This is a genomic window from Salmonella bongori NCTC 12419 (assembly GCF_000252995.1).
In the GTDB taxonomy this organism is placed as follows: domain Bacteria; phylum Pseudomonadota; class Gammaproteobacteria; order Enterobacterales; family Enterobacteriaceae; genus Salmonella; species Salmonella bongori.
Genome location: NC_015761.1, coordinates 940328 through 957122, shown reverse-complemented (window position 1 = coordinate 957122; position 16795 = coordinate 940328). Strand labels below are relative to the sequence as shown.

General features: G+C 52.3%; 15 protein-coding genes. 1 reads left to right on the top strand and 14 read right to left on the bottom strand.

Going from position 1 to position 16795, the window contains the following annotated elements; translation table 11 throughout:
- The first annotated feature begins 11 nt into the window (after nucleotides 1-11).
- Nucleotides 12-788, top strand: a complete 777-nt coding sequence (elyC, locus tag SBG_RS04415; RefSeq protein WP_000899613.1) for an envelope biogenesis factor ElyC — start codon at nucleotides 12-14, stop codon at nucleotides 786-788.
- Here the strand turns inward: elyC and SBG_RS04410 are convergent.
- From SBG_RS04410 to SBG_RS04345, 14 genes are all read right to left on the bottom strand, one after another.
- A complete protein-coding gene (locus tag SBG_RS04410) occupies nucleotides 768-1661 on the bottom strand; it encodes a YcbJ family phosphotransferase (RefSeq protein WP_000436896.1) in 894 nt (297 codons plus the stop codon). The two genes, elyC and SBG_RS04410, sit on opposite strands and share 21 nt — an antisense overlap.
- 211 nt (nucleotides 1662-1872) lie before the next feature.
- On the bottom strand, nucleotides 1873-2619 hold the full coding sequence (kdsB, locus tag SBG_RS04405) for a 3-deoxy-manno-octulosonate cytidylyltransferase (RefSeq protein WP_000011565.1): 747 nt from the start codon (nucleotides 2617-2619) through the stop codon (nucleotides 1873-1875).
- A complete protein-coding gene (gene ycaR, locus SBG_RS04400) occupies nucleotides 2616-2798 on the bottom strand; it encodes a protein YcaR (RefSeq protein WP_000350056.1) in 183 nt (60 codons plus the stop codon). Before ycaR ends, kdsB begins: the two co-directional genes overlap by 4 nt.
- Before the next feature lie 51 nt (nucleotides 2799-2849).
- On the bottom strand, nucleotides 2850-4082 hold the full coding sequence (locus SBG_RS04395; protein ID WP_000056906.1) for a winged helix-turn-helix domain-containing protein: 1233 nt from the start codon (nucleotides 4080-4082) through the stop codon (nucleotides 2850-2852).
- Nucleotides 4083-4125: 43 nt separating this feature from the next.
- Nucleotides 4126-5103: a tetraacyldisaccharide 4'-kinase gene (gene lpxK / locus SBG_RS04390; protein WP_000561700.1), complete on the bottom strand. Its 978-nt coding sequence runs from the start codon at nucleotides 5101-5103 to the stop codon at nucleotides 4126-4128.
- Complete coding sequence (gene msbA, locus SBG_RS04385; protein WP_000551247.1) at nucleotides 5100-6848, bottom strand: lipid A ABC transporter ATP-binding protein/permease MsbA; 1749 nt, start codon at nucleotides 6846-6848, stop codon at nucleotides 5100-5102. The genes lpxK and msbA overlap by 4 nt, the downstream gene beginning before the upstream one ends.
- Nucleotides 6849-6884: 36 nt before the next feature.
- Nucleotides 6885-9149 (bottom strand): ComEC family protein, encoded by a 2265-nt coding sequence (locus SBG_RS04380; RefSeq protein WP_000705768.1) that lies wholly within the window; start codon nucleotides 9147-9149, stop codon nucleotides 6885-6887.
- A gap of 229 nt (nucleotides 9150-9378) precedes the next feature.
- Nucleotides 9379-9663: an integration host factor subunit beta gene (gene ihfB / locus SBG_RS04375; protein WP_000167332.1), complete on the bottom strand. Its 285-nt coding sequence runs from the start codon at nucleotides 9661-9663 to the stop codon at nucleotides 9379-9381.
- Between the two features lie 155 nt (nucleotides 9664-9818).
- Nucleotides 9819-11492: a 30S ribosomal protein S1 gene (gene rpsA, locus SBG_RS04370; protein WP_000140319.1), complete on the bottom strand. Its 1674-nt coding sequence runs from the start codon at nucleotides 11490-11492 to the stop codon at nucleotides 9819-9821.
- A 113-nt stretch (nucleotides 11493-11605) separates the two neighbouring features.
- A complete protein-coding gene (cmk, locus tag SBG_RS04365) occupies nucleotides 11606-12289 on the bottom strand; it encodes a (d)CMP kinase (RefSeq protein WP_000125010.1) in 684 nt (227 codons plus the stop codon).
- A gap of 172 nt (nucleotides 12290-12461) precedes the next feature.
- A complete protein-coding gene (gene loiP, locus SBG_RS04360) occupies nucleotides 12462-13223 on the bottom strand; it encodes a metalloprotease LoiP (protein WP_000792313.1) in 762 nt (253 codons plus the stop codon).
- 143 nt (nucleotides 13224-13366) lie between these two features.
- On the bottom strand, nucleotides 13367-14650 hold the full coding sequence (gene aroA / locus SBG_RS04355) for a 3-phosphoshikimate 1-carboxyvinyltransferase (protein WP_000445206.1): 1284 nt from the start codon (nucleotides 14648-14650) through the stop codon (nucleotides 13367-13369).
- A 70-nt stretch (nucleotides 14651-14720) separates the two neighbouring features.
- Complete coding sequence (gene serC / locus SBG_RS04350) at nucleotides 14721-15809, bottom strand: 3-phosphoserine/phosphohydroxythreonine transaminase (protein WP_000079583.1); 1089 nt, start codon at nucleotides 15807-15809, stop codon at nucleotides 14721-14723.
- Between the two features lie 185 nt (nucleotides 15810-15994).
- Nucleotides 15995-16687, bottom strand: coding sequence for a DUF421 domain-containing protein (locus tag SBG_RS04345; protein WP_000642861.1), 693 nt, complete (start codon nucleotides 16685-16687; stop codon nucleotides 15995-15997).
- Nucleotides 16688-16795: the final 108 nt, after the last annotated feature.

The following is a 16795-nucleotide window of genomic DNA, read 5'->3' as shown; positions in this document are numbered from 1 at the left end:
AACCAAAAAGGATGCTTTTTACACTAAAAAAAGTGGTTGGTGGCATGTTGTTGCCGCTCCCGCTAATGCTACTGGTGATTGGCATCGGCCTGGCGCTAATCTGGTTTAGCCGTTTTCAGAAGACCGGTAAAGTATTTATCAGCGTGGGCTGGCTGGCGCTATTGCTATTAAGCCTGCAACCCATCGCCGACCATCTGTTACGCCCGATAGAAAACAGTTACCCCACCTGGCAGGGTTCGCAAAAGGTAGAATATATTGTGGTTCTCGGCGGCGGTTATACCTGGAACTCACAGTGGGCACCGAGCTCTAATTTAATTAACAACAGCTTACCGCGGCTGGCGGAAGGCATTCGACTATGGCGAGCAAACCCGGGATCAAAACTGATTTTTACCGGCGGCGTAGCCAAAACCAATACGGTAAGCACGGCGGAGGTCGGTGCGCGGGTGGCGCAGTCGCTGGGCGTACCGCGTAGCGATATTATTACGCTGGATAAGCCAAAAGATACGGAAGAAGAAGCCGCCGCCGTTAAGCAGGCCATCGGCGACGCGCCTTTCTTACTGGTGACATCCGCCTCGCATTTGCCGCGCGCGATGATTTTCTTTCAGCATGCCGGGCTGAATCCGCTTCCCGCGCCGGCTAATCAGTTGGCGATCGATTCGCCGCTAAATCCCTGGGAGCGGGCAATTCCGTCCCCGGTCTGGCTGATGCACAGCGATCGCGCTGGGTATGAAACATTAGGGCGACTTTGGCAATGGCTGAAAGGCGTATCAGGCAAGCCAGGGGAGTAATGATCTCGCCGCCAGATCAAAATTGGTACGGTTAAAACGCCCGGTATTCACCAATTGCGCAACCTCGTCCCACAGCACATAAAGCCAACGCCGCCAGATGAATGACTCCGCCACTGGCGCGCGTTGCAGATAATGCCAAAGCAATCCCTCCGCCAACGGATTGTCCATCAGGCGAAACAGTTCGAACTCTCTCGGCGCCCACAGCATTAACCCCGGGCCGACCATTGCCAGAAGCTGATCGCTACGGGCGTCTTTAAGCATACTGCGCAGACAAAAGTTACCATGCACCAACACGCAGTTATCGTTAAAGCCTTCAAATAATGAAGGGAGACACTCTCGGGTGCGAAACAGGATACGTCTATCCTGCATCGTTAAGCCGGTATTACTGAACTGATTTAGCGTCATCCACAGCACTTCCACCCGCTGACGATACCAGGAAGGCCAGACATTTTCCTGAGTATGGTCTACGGCACCAACGCAGCCGCGGCTATCCTGGCGATGCCAGGCCAGCAATCCTTCGACAATCTGATCTTTTAGCTGTTCCCAGCGTTCCGGTGTGCGTGCTGGTGCCTCCACCGACACGCCGCGCAGCCGTTCCAGCAACAACACATCCGGGCCGGGATGCTCTTCATGCGTCAATACGCCATAGATGACCGGCATCCTTACCGTGCCGCTACGCGCCAGCATTGACGTTTTCCATGCCAGTTGCTGCGCCACACCGGGAGTTGTAAAGCTTCGCGCCATCAGCGGCATCGGATTACCCTGGCTGTCATACAATGACCACAATGCGGAATCCGCTTTCTCATTCACGCACTCTATACGGCTAAGTTTTTCACCCAGTAAATGGCTGAGTTCGGCCCGCAATTGTTCCATTCCAGATTACCCCCATTCGTGCTACTGCTTTAATAATGAGCGCCGTATGGAAAGATGTCACCCGTATGAGATCAAGGGAAGAAAAGATAAATGAGAAAAATCGTAACGATACGAGAGCGTTATGCCTGGTGAATAGGTGTGAATATTCCTCTTCGCGCTACTCAACAACTCTGTTCATGATCGTCTGCGACGATCATGAACAGTGGCATCGTTAGCGCATTTCGGCCCGAACACGTTCGAGGTCATCGGCGGTGTCTACGCCAGTGCCAGGCACCGTTTTGGCGACGGCGACATGAATTTTTTCGCCGTACCACAGCACGCGCAACTGTTCCAGCATTTCAATATGTTCAAGCGGGCTGGGCTGCCAGTTCACATAACGGCGGATAAATCCTGCACGATAACCGTAAATTCCCAGATGACGAAGGCAGGTATCCCCTACCGTTTCCAGACTTTTTGCAAAGCGGTCGCGATCCCACGGAATGGTCGCCCGGGAGAAATAAAGCGCATAGCCTTCGGCATCCAGCACAACTTTTACTGCATTAGGATTGAATGCCTCTTCAGCGCTATGAATCGGCGCCGCCAGCGTCGCCATTCCGACCTGGCGCTGCGCCAGATTTTCCGCGACCTGACGTATAATAACCGCCGGGATCATCGGCTCATCGCCCTGGACGTTTACGATAACGGTATCGTCGCTAAATCCGCACGTCTCTACCACTTCCGCCAACCGTTCGGTGCCGGACTGGTGATCGGCGCGCGTCATGCATACTTCGCCGCCAGCGGCTTCTACCGCACGCGCCACGTCTTCATGATCGGTCGCGACAATAATGCGTTCCGCACCGGATTCACGCGCCCGCTCCAGGACATGAACAATCATGGGCTTGCCATTGATATCCAACAACGGTTTGCCTGGCAAACGGGTAGAGGCAAAACGGGCCGGAATAATAACGACGAAACTCATGATTTACTCTCATCAGATGTCAGGGAGCGAGCTTCATTTTCCAGCAATACAGGAATGCCGTCGCGTAACGGGAAAGCGAGATTATCCAGTTTGCAAATCAATTCTTGCTTTTCCTGGTTATACCAGAGTTTGCCGTTACAGACCGGGCAGGCGATGATTTCAAGCAGACGATGATCCATAGTTCCTCCAGATGGACCGGATTGTGAATCCTTCAATATTATCATAATCAGTTATGCTGCAGGGTCTATTTCCCAGCCGCGGCGCATGGCGCTAAACAGACCTGCCGGACATTGTCCCAACGTGACACGTGATGCCCGTTGCCAGGCGGCAAACTCGCTAATGGCCTGCCTAATCCCTTTTTGCAGGCTAGCGTCGGGGCGAATATCGTCTTCCAGATATAGCGAAATCACCTCCAGCACGCCCGTCTTGCGATGCATTTTGGCGTCCATGCGCCCGACTAAGCGGCCACGATGCAGCAGCGGCAGTACAAAATAACCGTACTGACGCTTCGGCGCAGGGGTATAACATTCCAGCCGATAGTTGAACGCGAAGAGCTGCGCTGCCCGCTTGCGATCCCATACCACAGGATCAAAAGGTGATAGTACCGCGCTATGCGTCGCCTTTAATGTCTTATTCAGCGCCTGTTCAAGCAGGGGGAAAAGATCGGCGTGTAGCCACAACTTTCCTAATGTTTCTACCTCAACCGGGATAATCTGCTGCTGTTCCACCCGGCTTTCCCGCCAACTCGTCAGGTCAGGGCGTTTCAGACGGTAGTAATCCGCCAGCCACTGTTCACGGAAAATCCCCAGGCTGCGCGCACTCTTATCCAGCATCAGGCTTTCCGCTTGCGGCTGTAAAAGCCCATCGCGTTCGTCATCCCAGTGTGGCATCACGCGGCGCGTTAAATCATATACGCGTTGAAAATTACGCCGCTCAACAACCATGACTTTCCCGGCGGTAAATAATCCCTCCAGGTGGCGTTTATGCGGTTTCCATTCCCACCAGCCGCTAATGCCCTTCGGTGAATGCGTAAAATCGGCAGAACGCACCGGGCCATGGTCCTGAATATGCCTTAATAACTGTTCAATCTCTTCCGCGTGGTCTTGCATCCATGCCGCACGGTATTTCCAGCCCATTTTTTCCGGCGAGAGCATACGGTGACGGATAAGTTTAAAATCACGGCGAGGTAAGAAACAGGCTTCATGCGCCCAATACTCCATCAACTCACCGCATCGCAGCGCCTCATCCAGCCAGGTCTGTGGATAGGCCCCAAGACGGCTAAAAAGCACCAGATAGGGGCTTCGCGCGACAACATTGATGGTATCGATTTGCAGTAACGCCATGCGAGATATGGCGGCAAGCACATCGTCTGGCGCCGCGTTACGACGCGGCTTTTTTAGTAGCCCTTGTGCAGCGAGGTGGAGACAACGGGCACAGGAAAGAGAGAGATACGGCAATGACATTTATCGCTCCATAAATCCATCACTGCCGCTGCACTGGATTGCGCTAGCGAACCAGCGAGGTAATCTGCTTAAGCAACTTATCTGGCTTCTCGCCCGACAAACACGCATCCACCGGTAAAAACCACCAGTTATCCCCGGCAAAAGCACGGCATTTCACCGCATCTTTTTCCGTCATCACCAGGGTCTGCCCTTCGCCGATCAGGGCCCGGACATCGTCGGGAGTCAGCATCTGGTGATCCGCCAGCGGCACACACTTGTGCGGATGCGCGCCGCAGGATGCCAGCGTCGCGAAAAAGCGCGGCGGATGCCCGATGCCCGCCATCGCCACAATATTGTTCAGTTGCGAGACGTCACAGCGCGCTCCCGTGCGTAAATTCACCGCCAGGCCAGGGACAAGCTGCATGGGAATTTCGCCTGGTCGTGCAATACCGCCATTTACGATAGTGGCATCCACCGTTTTCAGACGACCGGCGCGCTCACGCATAGGACCAGCAGGAAGCCACCAGCCGTTACCAAATCGACGCACGCCATCAATCACTACAATTTCAATATCCCGCGCCAGTCGGTAATGCTGTAACCCATCGTCAGTGATAATGACCTGAACATCATGCGCCGCAAGAATCGCCTTCACCGCAGCGGCGCGTTCAGGCGCAACTGCAACAGGCGCGCCGGTTCGTTGATAAATCAATACCGGTTCATCCCCCGCTTCTGCCGTTGTGGTCTCCGGCGCCAGAAGCAGCGGGTAAGCGGTCGCTTTCCCGCCATAGCCACGGGAAACCACCCCAACGCGCACGCCACGTTGTTGCAACTGTTCCACCAGCCAGATTACCACCGGTGTTTTTCCGTTGCCGCCCGCAGTGAGATTCCCCACCACCACCACTGGTACTGGCGCTCGCCAGGCTCGCTTAAGGCCAAGCTTATAGCTCAAGCGAATTGCGCCGCTCACCAGGCCATATAGCCATGAGAGCGGTAGCAATAACCGCCACAGCGGGGACTCTCCCGACCAGATACGCGCGATCATTGGCCAAATTGCATTTTATGCAGTTGGGCGTAAACGCCGTGTTGCGCCAGTAGCTCGCTATGCGTACCGCGTTCAACGATAATACCGTCCTCAACCACGACAATCTCATCCGCCTGTTCGATCGTGGAAAGACGGTGCGCAATCACCAGAGAGGTACGGTTTTTCTGCAGTTCATCCAGCGCTGCCTGAATCGCACGTTCAGACTCTGTATCCAGCGCGGATGTGGCCTCATCGAGAATCAGTATCGGGCTGTCGCGCAGCAAGGCGCGAGCAATCGCGATACGCTGACGCTGACCGCCAGAAAGCAGCACGCCGTTTTCGCCGATGATGGTATCCAGGCCATTATCCATCTTATTGATGAAGTCCATAGCGTAGGCCATACGGGCGGCTTCTTCTATCTGCTCGCGGCTGTATTCTTCCGTCCGGGCATAAGCAATGTTATTGGCGACAGTATCGTTAAACAAATGCACGTTTTGCGAAACCAGCGCAACCTGATTACGCAGGGAAGCCAAAGTGTATTCGCGTAGATCGTGGCCATCCATCAGGATGTGCCCCTCATCAATATCGTAGAAGCGCGTGATCAGGCTGGCGATAGTCGATTTACCCGATCCAGAACGCCCCACCAGCGCCACAGTTTTCCCGGCAGGGATTTTCAAATTGATGTTGCGCAATGCCGGCGCTTCACGGCCCGGATAGGTAAAAGTCACATTGCGGAACTCCAGATCGCCTGTTGCACGCTCAATGACGCGTTTACCTTCATCTTTCTCCTGTTCGCTGTCCAGAATCGCAAACAGTGTCTGACATGCCGCCATCCCGCGCTGAAACTGCGCGTTAACGTTCGTCAGTGATTTTAACGGGCGCATCAGGGCTATCATGGAGGAGAACACGACGGTGATGGTCCCGGCAGTCAGGCTATCCATTACACTTGGGAAGCTTGCAGCATACAGGACAAACGCCAGCGCCAGAGAGGCAATCAGCTGAATAACAGGATCGGAAATCGACGAAGCAGAAACCATTTTCATGCCCTGTAGTCGCATCTTGTTACTGACTTTATCAAAGCGTTTAGTTTCGACTTCCTGGCCACCGAAGATCAGTACCTCTTTGTGTCCTTTCAACATCTGCTCGGCGCTGGTAGTTACCTGTCCCATCGTATTCTGCATATTCTTACTGATGCTGCGGAACCGCTTCGAAACAACGCGAATCGCAATCGACACAATTGGCGCCAGAACAACCAAAATAATCGACAACTGCCAGCTGTAATAGAACATCATGATAAACAATCCGATGATCGACGCCCCTTCACGCACCACGGTAATCAGTGCGCCTGATGAAGAGGAGGCAACCTGTTCCGAGTCGTAGGTAATACGCGACAACAGCGTACCGGTAGATTGTTTATCAAAGAAGGCGACGGGCATTCCCATCATATGGCCAAACAAGCGACGACGCATGGTCATTACCACTTTGCCTGACACCCAGGAAATACAGTAGCTGGAGATATAGCTGGTGATGCCTCGTAATATCATCAGCCCAATAACCACCAGCGGCATCCACAGCAACACTGAGCGATCCGTTTTACCGAAACCATCATCCAGTAATGGCTTGAGGAGCGATAACATGAAGGTATCGCTGGCTGCGTTGAGAATTAACGCTATGCCCGCCACGATCAGACCTGCTTTAAAAGGCGCTATGGTTGGCCACAGTCGGCGGAAGGTCTGCCACGTAGAGAGATCTTTATCGTTATGCATTCAAAAAACCAGCATTTGTTGAAATAGCCGCATATTCTACCCGTTATCCTCGGACACGCCAAACCACTGATGATACCAACGGGGTAAAATTTGCGCCCGTAAGCCTTGTATACGCCAGCCCTGCGGGGAAAACGCCAGCGAAATTTGCCCTTGATGGGGGGTATCAAGCCACTGATACGCCTGTTGTCGATAGCGCTGTTCTACCTTGCGGGACGGCAGTCGCCATGCGTTATAGCGCGATGCGGACGCCAGCGCTGCTACACCATGTACCCGCTGGATGAGCGGCAGCGACGATGATGTATTACTACCATGATGCGGTACCTGGATAAACGTCGCTGCAAGATGTCGCCAGTAGCGACTTAGCATTTTTTGTTCAGCCCCCGCTTCGATATCGCCCGTGAGCAGGATGCTATGTACGCCATCATCCACCTTGACCACACAGGAGCGGTTATTTCCTCGATCGGCACTTTCGCGTAACGGCCAGTGCGCGTGGAACGTTAGCCCCTGCCATTGCCACTGCTCGCCGCGAAAACAGGGCCAATGTCCCTGCCAGCCTAACGGACTGCGAATCCACATTGACGGCCAGACCCGCTGTAGCGAGCGCAGTCCGCCCCGATGATCCAGATGCTCATGGCTCAAAATAACGCCCTCCGGCGTCAGATTATGCCAACGCAACCAGGGAATAATAACCTGTTGCCCGCTGTCGCCATCCGGCCATGCTCTTCCAGTATCGTAGAGTATTGCTTTATTGCCCCTGACAATCGCTATCGCCAGCCCCTGCCCGACATCCAGCATATGTACCTGCCACCCGCTGGCGTTTATCGGTCGCCAAAATGGCCAACTCATCAGCAGTAATCCGGATAAACAGATCGCCGGATACGTACGCCAGACATTTAATCGCCACACGATAAGCGTGAACCAGGGCGATAGCGCCAACCACTGCCAACGCTGATCAATATTCAACCAGCCCTGCGGCAGGGCGTTCAACAGGTAAAAGAGCGCGGCTAACGCGCGATCGGCCAGGAACCATACCCACTCTTCAAGAAAAAGTGGCCCGGTTAAATGCAGAATCATTCCCGCCAGAATAAGCGGAACCGTCACAAACGTAACCCAGGGAACCGCAAAAAGATTCGCCAGCATAGAGGTGGCGCTTATGCCATGAAAAAGCGCCACCTGTAGAGGCAAAAGCAGAAGTGTAATGCCCACCTGTAAGTGAAGCAGGTTAAGCAACCAGCGTACGTTCCGTGGAAAATTTCCGCGTGGTGCGGGGAACCACTGATACCAGAATAACAGACCAGCAGCCGCAAACGCTGACAGCCAAAGGCTTTGTGATATAACCGCCACAGGATCGATGAAAATAATCGCAGCCAAACAGCAACACCAGACTTGCCAGCCGCTCCATTGACGTCCGCTTAGTTTTAATGCTCCCCACACGCTCAATGCGGCTACGGTACGTAACGCAGGGGGTTGTAAACCGGTCAACCATGCATAAAATACGGCGCAAAGAATGCCGCCAAGCAATGGTATCTGCCAGCATATCCACCTGACTGGCAGAAAAAATTGCCCACCGCGGATTAACCCAGCGGCTAATAACGCAGCAAAAGCGATATGTAAGCCAGAAATCGCCATCAAATGGGCCGTTCCCGTATCGCGCATGATGGTCTTGACCTCCTGTGATACCGCCACCCGCTCTCCCATCCCCAACGCCAGAATAACCTGCTGCCATGGATAAGGCGCTAGCGTGGTGCGAAGCGAAGCAAGGTAGCGCGCACGCAGGCTGCACGTTGGGTTAATTGCCTTAGCCTGCAAGAAACGCCCGGTCAACGGTTGGTGCTGCGCCAGCGCATAGCGTTGGCTGTCAAAACTCCCTTCATTAAGCTGTCCGTGTACCGCTCTGACCTTCAGCGTCATGGCCCACTGTTGCCCGGCGCACACCTCTGTGGGTAAATACTGCCCATACAGAACAATCCCTACAGCAGGAAAGAGCCGCTTTCCGTGCAAATGGGTGATTCGCCCATAATGGGTCGTTATATGATCGGTAGCAGTAATTTCGACGGTCGCCTCCTGCGTGGCAGCAGGCAGGACGTTACCCGCCCAGAGGACCTGCCTGGCGGCAAATATTCCCCACAGAAAAAAGAGCAATGTTAACGCTGCATAGCGCGCATAATGATGAGGTATGAGGCAAAGCAAACACGCCAGACAAAACAGCACCGTAAGAACGTGCATGTCAGGTAAGGTCGGCAATATTGTGAGTGGAAGTATGCCGCATAATACGCATACGCTGACTGTTGTTATTTTCATAGACACCTCCCTGTGAAGGAAAGTGTGCAGGCTGCGGAAGCCCTTGTCTGGTAGGGATTTTGTACCGTGCGGCACGAATTCCAGGGTTTTTACCCGACCAATGAAAGGTACAGCAAAAAATGCGAGATGTTTTCCAGTTTTCTGCTGAATAACAATTGCGCCTGGTAATATATAAATGAAAAAAGCACCCTCAGGGTGCTTTTTTCGGGTTTAAGTTTTGCGTTAAAACTTAACCGTAAATATTGGCGCGATCGCGCAGTTCTTTACCCGGTTTAAAGTGAGGAACATATTTTCCTTCCAGTTCCACTTTATCGCCAGTCTTAGGGTTACGTCCGGTACGAGGTGCGCGGTAGTGCAAAGAAAAACTGCCGAAACCGCGGATTTCAATACGCTCGCCCTGCGCAAGAGTCGAGGCCATATGCTCCAGCATCTCTTTTACTGCGTCTTCAACCGCCTTAGCGGGAATGTGAGATTGCTGGGTTGCAAGTCTTTCTATCAATTCTGACTTGGTCATGATTCCTCCGGTTCCTTAAAGGCAAATTGGCTGCAGCCGTGAGATTGATTAAGGGCGGCCGTAGCCGCCCTTAGTGCTTGATTACAGGACGAATCCCGCAATCTGTCAAGTAAACTCGTCAGACTTCGGGCTAAAACGCCCGAAGTTTCAGAGAATTACTCGCCTTTAGCTGCTTTGAATGCTTCAGCCATTGCGTTATTAGAGAAGTTTGCATCTTCCTGTTTGTTAACAGTTGCGATGGCATCTTTCTCATCAGCTTCGTCTTTCGCACGAACAGACAGGCTGATAGCACGGTTTTTACGATCAACACCGGTGAATTTCGCTTCAACGTCGTCGCCAACGCTCAGAACCAGAGTTGCATCTTCAACGCGGTCACGGGATGCTTCAGAAGCACGCAGGTAACCTTCAACGCCGTCAGCCAGTTCTACGGTTGCGCCTTTCGCGTCAACTGCAGTCACTTTACCGGTTACGATAGCGCCTTTCTTGTTCAGAGCAACCCAGTTGTTGAACGGATCTTCTGCGAGCTGTTTAACGCCCAGGGAGATACGTTCACGCTCTGCGTCAACCTGCAGAACAACCGCAGCGATTTCGTCGCCTTTTTTGTATTCACGAACTGCTTCTTCGCCTGCAACGTTCCAGGAGATGTCAGACAGGTGAACCAGGCCGTCGATACCGCCGTCCAGGCCGATGAAGATACCGAAGTCAGTGATAGACTTGATTTTACCTTCAACGCGGTCGCCCTTGTTGTGGGTTTCTGCGAACTGCTGCCACGGGTTAGATTTGCACTGCTTCAACCCTAAGGAGATACGACGACGTTCTTCGTCGATATCCAGAACCATTACTTCCACTACGTCGCCAACGTTAACCACTTTGGACGGGTGGATGTTTTTGTTGGTCCAGTCCATTTCGGAAACGTGAACCAGGCCTTCAACGCCTTCTTCGATTTCAACGAAGCAGCCGTAGTCGGTCAGGTTGGTCACGCGACCGGTCAGTTTGGTCCCTTCCGGATAACGTTTCGCGATAGCAACCCACGGATCTTCGCCCAGCTGTTTCAGGCCCAGGGAGACACGGGTACGTTCGCGGTCGAACTTCAGAACTTTAACGTTGATTTCGTCGCCAACATTCACGATTTCGCTCGGATGCTTAACGCGTTTCCAGGCCATGTCAGTGATGTGCAGCAGGCCGTCAACGCCACCCAGATCAACGAATGCACCGTAGTCAGTGAGGTTCTTAACGATACCTTTAACTTCCATGCCTTCCTGCAGGTTTTCCAGCAGTTGATCGCGTTCTGCGCTGTTTTCGGATTCGATAACGGCACGACGAGAAACGACAACGTTGTTACGTTTCTGGTCCAGCTTGATTACTTTGAATTCAAGCTCTTTACCTTCCAGGTGCAGAGTGTCACGCACCGGACGAACGTCTACCAGAGAACCCGGCAGGAACGCGCGAATACCGTTCAGCTCAACAGTGAAGCCACCCTTAACTTTGCCGTTGATAACACCGGTAACAGTTTCAGCATCTTCGTAAGCTTTTTCCAGCGTGATCCATGCTTCGTGACGTTTAGCTTTCTCACGAGAGAGCAGAGTTTCACCGAAGCCGTCTTCTACTGCATCCAGAGCAACGTCAACTTCGTCGCCCACCTGGATTTCCAGTTCGCCCTGGGCGTTTTTGAACTGCTCAGCCGGAATGGCGGATTCAGATTTCAGACCAGCGTCAACCAGTACGATATCTTTATCGATAGCAACAACAACACCACGAACGATGGAACCCGGACGGGTTTCGATTTCTTTTAAGGATTCTTCAAAGAGTTGAGCAAAAGATTCAGTCATGTTTAATCTTCAGGTTTCATATTTAACGTCCACCTGGCTCCGTGCCGGATGGGGTTGTTTAACATACCCACTGTCATTCCCTTGCAGCGGGGGTACTGCAAATTCGGTCGCCTTTAAGCGAGAGCCAATTTTTGGCGCGCGTATTGTAACGCTTTTTCAATCACTTGCTCAATGCTTAATCGGGTAGAATCCAACACTAAGGCATCAGCAGCAGGAACTAACGGCGCTACAGCGCGATTACGATCGCGATCGTCGCGTTCCTTTATTTCGGCCAAAAGGCGTTCAAAGTTAACACTAAAGCCCTTCTCCTGCAACTGTAGCATACGGCGATGCGCACGCTCTTCCGAGGAAGCGTCAAGGAAAATTTTTACCGGCGCATCCGGAAAGACGACGGTGCCCATATCACGGCCATCGGCGATTAATCCGGGCGCTTCGCGAAACGCGCGTTGACGACGTAAAAGCGCTTCACGCACGCGTGGAAAAGCCGCTACCTGAGATGCGGCATTCGCCACTTCCTGCGTACGAATTTCGCCGCTAACATCCTCGCCTTCGAGAATGACTTCCAGATTGCCGTCTGTTGAGACAAAACGCACGTCCAGATGGGACGCCAGCGGTACCAGCGCATCTTCAGAAGCGACATCAACATGGTGATGCAATGCCGCCAGCGCCAGTACGCGGTAAATCGCGCCGGAATCCAGCAGATGCCATTGCAATGCTTCCGCCATTGCTTTGCACAAGGTGCCCTTGCCTGCACCGCTTGGGCCATCAATGGTTATTACCGGGGCGATTGCCGTCATCTTTATCTCCTTAAACAGGCGTACTGTTAACGTAAACGCCGCGCATTATACGCGCCAACGCCCGCGACCGTTAATGTTGCGTGCAAAAACCAGTTTTGTCTGTAATCAGATGCGGAATAATTGCGCAATTATAGCGGGCTGACGAAGAACCAGCCCGAAAGATGACAATGATTTACTTTTTATCTTCAGCAATTCTGTCGCGCATATGCTGCGCACGGTCGGCAGAAGCCGGATGAGAATCCATTAATGATTTCGCATGACTGGCATCCATCGTGGCGAATTTATCGAATGCTGTGACTAAGCCCTGGGTGTTGATTCCGCGTTTTTTCAGCAAATCATAGGAGAAATCATCCGCCTCTGATTCCTGGCTACGAGAAAAAGCGGAATTGATGACCCCTTCCGCCAGATCGCCCAGTTGAGACCGGGAAAGTTGCGCTGCCACGCCGCTGGTAGCGGAAATCGCATCGCGGGCCGCCAGCGCGGCATAAGCGGTTTGCATCGCTTTGCGGGAGTGCCCTAAGGAAACATGGCCCAGTTCGTGGCCCAGTACGCCTTCAATCTCATTATCAGTCATTAGATCCATCAGGCCGGAATAAACACGAACGCAGCCATTTGCCATCGCCCAGGCATTAATATCACTGGTCATATAGACTTTATAGTTGACCGACGTACCGTCGATATTATTGCCTAACGCTTTAGCAATTTTATTTAACCGTTTGGTGTATTTGCTTTTCGTGCCCGCCAGTTGGTTCTCGCTGTCCATTTGTTTACAGGCATTATGAGATAATGCTTTGACATCCGCATCAGACAGAGTGGCGGCTTTGTAGGCTGACATGCCGGAACTGGCAATTAAATTGTCATCCACGCCATTTTTACATCCCACCAGCAGCGTAGCGGAAATCGCGACTGCCAATAGCAATGATTTATTTTTCATACTAATCTTCCGTTGATAATCATTATAAAAAACACATAAATCAATGTGTTACATTATCAACAAATTAGCATTAGTCGTAATTGTAAAAATAGTGCGAATACGGACATCGGTGCGCCAGCCTGCCGGCTGGCGCCAAAGACGGATCAGGCAGGCGTACTGATACGTGCCAGCTGTTCGAAATAATCAGGGAATGTTTTTGCGGTACATTGAGGATCCAGGATAGTGACTGGCGTATCGGATAGCGCAATCAGTGAGAAGCACATCGCCATACGATGATCGTTGTAAGTGCCGATATCCGCGTGATGGAGTGTCTCTGGCGGCGTGATACGGATATAATCGTGTCCTTCTTCGACTTCCGCGCCAACTTTACGCAGTTCGGTCGCCATCGCGAACAGGCGATCGGTTTCTTTTACACGCCAGTTGTAAATATTACGCAACGTAGTAGTACCTTCGGCAAACAGCGCCGTCGTAGCAATGGTCATCGCTGCATCCGGAATATGATTCATATCCATATCGATGGCACGCAACTTGCCGCGCGTGCAGGCAATGAAATCATCCCCCCAGGTAATGGTCGCGCCCATTTTCTCCAGCACGTCGGCAAAACGAATATCTCCCTGCATACTCTTGCGGCCAATGCCGGTCACTTTTACCGTACCGCCTTTTATCGCCCCTGCAGCGAGAAAATAGGAAGCTGATGAGGCATCGCCCTCGACCATATAGCGCCCCGGCGACTGATACTGTTGACCGCCCTTCACGGCAAATTGTTGATAGTGGTGGTTCTCTATCTCTATGCCAAAGGTTTTCATTAAATTTAGCGTGATATCGATATAAGGCTTTGAGACCAGTTCGCCTTTAATGCGAATCACTGTGTTTTTTGCTGCCAGCGGCGCCGTCATCAACAATGCAGTAAGAAACTGGCTGGAAACGCTGCCGTCAACCTCAACGTCGCCGCCGGTAAAACCGCCGCGTAGACGCAGGGGTGGGTAATTTTCCTGTTCCAGATAATCAATATTCGCCCCGCCTTGACGCAGCGCATCAACCAGATGACCTATCGGCCGTTCTTTCATACGCGGTTCGCCGGTTAACACGATCTCATTTTGCCCCAGACATAGCGCTGCCGCTAACGGACGCATCGCGGTTCCGGCGTTACCGAGAAACAGTTCCAGAGCGCCTTTTGCACGCAGTGCTCCCCCGTTGCCGATGATCTCACAGCGGGTGCGATCGGCAGAAAGGGTATAATCAACCCCCAACGCGCTCAGGGCATTGAGCATATGGCGAACGTCATCGCTATCCAGCAGATTCGTCAGAACGGTTTTACCGCAAGCTAAAGCCGCCAGGAGCAAAGCACGGTTTGAAACACTTTTGGAGCCAGGTAAATTAATGGCGCCATCGACCCGCGCGATGGGTTGTAACGTCAGGGATTCCATGAAACTTAACTCTCAAAAAACAGAAATAAAAACCCCACAGGCTAGCTGTGGGGATGGCAAAAGAAACGAATTATCCGTGGCGACGCTCGAAATCGATCATGAAATCGGTCAGCGCTTGCACCCCTTCAATCGGCATAGCGTTATAGATAGAGGCGCGCATCCCGCCGACGACCCGGTGGCCTTTCAGCGCATGTAAACCCGCTGCGAAGGACTCTTCAAGAAACAGTTTATCCAGCGCGCTGTCGGCCAGCTGGAACGGGACGTTCATCCGCGAGCGGTTTGCTTTCGCCACATCGTTGCAGTAGAAATCACTACTATCAATCACGCCATACAGAAGCTCTGCTTTTTGCTGATTGAGTCTATCCATCGCTTTCACGCCGCCCTGCTCTTTGAGCCATTTAAACACCAGGCCTGAGAGATACCAGGCAAAGGTCGGCGGGGTGTTAAACATCGAGTCGTTATCATTGAGGATGGTGTAGTCAAGGATAGAGGGGCAGGCAACATGTGCCTTGCCCAGCAAATCTTCACGCACAATAACAATCGTCAAGCCGGCCGGGCCGATATTTTTTTGCGCGCCGGCGTAAATTACGCCGTAACGGCTGACGTCAAGCGGTGCGGAAAGGATGGTGGAAGAAAAATCGGCGGTGACCACGACATCCGAACCAAAATCCGGCGTTTCATCAATGGCGATGCCGTCAATCGTTTCATTCGGGCAGTAATGTAAATAAGCAGCGTTATCGGAAAGCTGCCATTCACGCATAGGCTTCACGCCACGCAGACCGTCAATGGTCATTTTGGCGTCAATGACGTTAGGCGTGCAGTATTTTTTAGCTTCTTTGATAGCACTTGCTGCCCAGTAACCCGCATCAACATAATCCGCCGTGGTTTTATCACCCAGCAGATTTAACGGTACGCCAGCAAATTGCCCGCGGCCGCCGCCGTGGCAAAATAGCACCTTATAGTTAGAGGGGATATTAAGGAGATCGCGCAAATCCTGTTCCGCCTCTTCTGCCACCTGGATAAATTCTTTGCCACGATGGCTGATTTCCATTACCGACGTACCAAGACCGTGCCAGTCGCGCAGCTCCTGTTGTGCGATTTTAAGAACTTCCGCCGGAAGCATTGCCGGACCTGAACTAAAATTAAAGACCTGGGCCATTTCCCCTCACCACGCTGCATTGTTATCTGCCTGACAACTCTCAGGCAAATGTTATTCATGTGGATATCGGTTTTATCATTCAGTGACACGCGCCGCAATGGGTAAAACAAGTCGAGGGAAAAATGCGGCGTGCATCACACAACAGAATCTTCCGGATTAAGCGTATAAAACCGATACTTTGGCTATTAAACCACGCGTTTAGCCTGGCTTGCCTTCGTCCATTCTGGATTTGCGCAGCGCGGACATAATTGTTTTTCACCGACGGTCATTCGTACCACTTCGCTGCAACGTATACAGGCATAATCGCCAACCTCCGGTATCACCGTAAAGCGTGGCGTACAGTATTCAGGGAGGATACTTAATCCCGGCTTCACATCTTTATCTTCAAAGAAATAAACGCTGATTTGCCCGTTCGTCTCAAGAATAGCCAGTCTGACCTGGCCCAGTTGTTCAACGCCATTCAAACGCAGCTCCATAAAAAATTCAAACTCCGTCATGTTCGAGCGTTGCAGTTTTTCCCAGGCCAGTTCGCCATCTTCGACAACGACCACCGACTTACCTTCCAGCAGATCCTCTAACTTTTCACTGTGCGCCATCAGCCACATGACCAGACGATAGAGCATCGCCAGGGTGATAAACACCACCAGCACGGGAAGCATCGGAACGTCATCATAAAACGCGACGTCACCAGCCGCAGAGCCCAATGTCAAAATAATCAGCACTTCGAAAAGCGACATTTGCCGCACGCCACGCCGCCCGGTGACCTTTAAAAAAAGAAATACCAGAACGAAGGTATAAAAGCTGCGTAGCGCCACTTCCCCCAAAAACTCTACCGGCACCTTGTCCAGTGCCATTCGTTGCAAATCAAACGCCTTCATTTTTATGCTCTTCCTGTGAAATCCTGAGTAAAAGCATAGCCAATACTTTTATTTCCGCAGGGATCCCGGCGAGATAGCGCCCGTCACATAAAACCCGTATCATTGCGC

Bases quoted from the DNA above. Each gene is read 5' to 3' on its own strand.
- serC (WP_000079583.1), bottom strand. From the start codon at position 15,809: ATGGCCCAGGTCTTTAATTTTAGTTCAGGTCCGGCAATGCTTCCGGCG.
- ycaR (WP_000350056.1), bottom strand. From the start codon at position 2,798: ATGGATCATCGTCTGCTTGAAATCATCGCCTGCCCGGTCTGTAACGGC.
- lpxK (WP_000561700.1), bottom strand. From the start codon at position 5,103: ATGATCGCGCGTATCTGGTCGGGAGAGTCCCCGCTGTGGCGGTTATTG.
- SBG_RS04380 (WP_000705768.1), bottom strand. From the start codon at position 9,149: ATGAAAATAACAACAGTCAGCGTATGCGTATTATGCGGCATACTTCCA.
- kdsB (WP_000011565.1), bottom strand. From the start codon at position 2,619: ATGAGTTTCGTCGTTATTATTCCGGCCCGTTTTGCCTCTACCCGTTTG.
- SBG_RS04345 (WP_000642861.1), bottom strand. From the start codon at position 16,687: ATGAAGGCGTTTGATTTGCAACGAATGGCACTGGACAAGGTGCCGGTA.
- aroA (WP_000445206.1), bottom strand. From the start codon at position 14,650: ATGGAATCCCTGACGTTACAACCCATCGCGCGGGTCGATGGCGCCATT.
- cmk (WP_000125010.1), bottom strand. From the start codon at position 12,289: ATGACGGCAATCGCCCCGGTAATAACCATTGATGGCCCAAGCGGTGCA.
- msbA (WP_000551247.1), bottom strand. From the start codon at position 6,848: ATGCATAACGATAAAGATCTCTCTACGTGGCAGACCTTCCGCCGACTG.
- SBG_RS04410 (WP_000436896.1), bottom strand. From the start codon at position 1,661: ATGGAACAATTGCGGGCCGAACTCAGCCATTTACTGGGTGAAAAACTT.
- rpsA (WP_000140319.1), bottom strand. From the start codon at position 11,492: ATGACTGAATCTTTTGCTCAACTCTTTGAAGAATCCTTAAAAGAAATC.
- ihfB (WP_000167332.1), bottom strand. From the start codon at position 9,663: ATGACCAAGTCAGAATTGATAGAAAGACTTGCAACCCAGCAATCTCAC.
- elyC (WP_000899613.1), top strand. From the start codon at position 12: ATGCTTTTTACACTAAAAAAAGTGGTTGGTGGCATGTTGTTGCCGCTC.
- loiP (WP_000792313.1), bottom strand. From the start codon at position 13,223: ATGAAAAATAAATCATTGCTATTGGCAGTCGCGATTTCCGCTACGCTG.
- SBG_RS04395 (WP_000056906.1), bottom strand. From the start codon at position 4,082: ATGTCATTGCCGTATCTCTCTCTTTCCTGTGCCCGTTGTCTCCACCTC.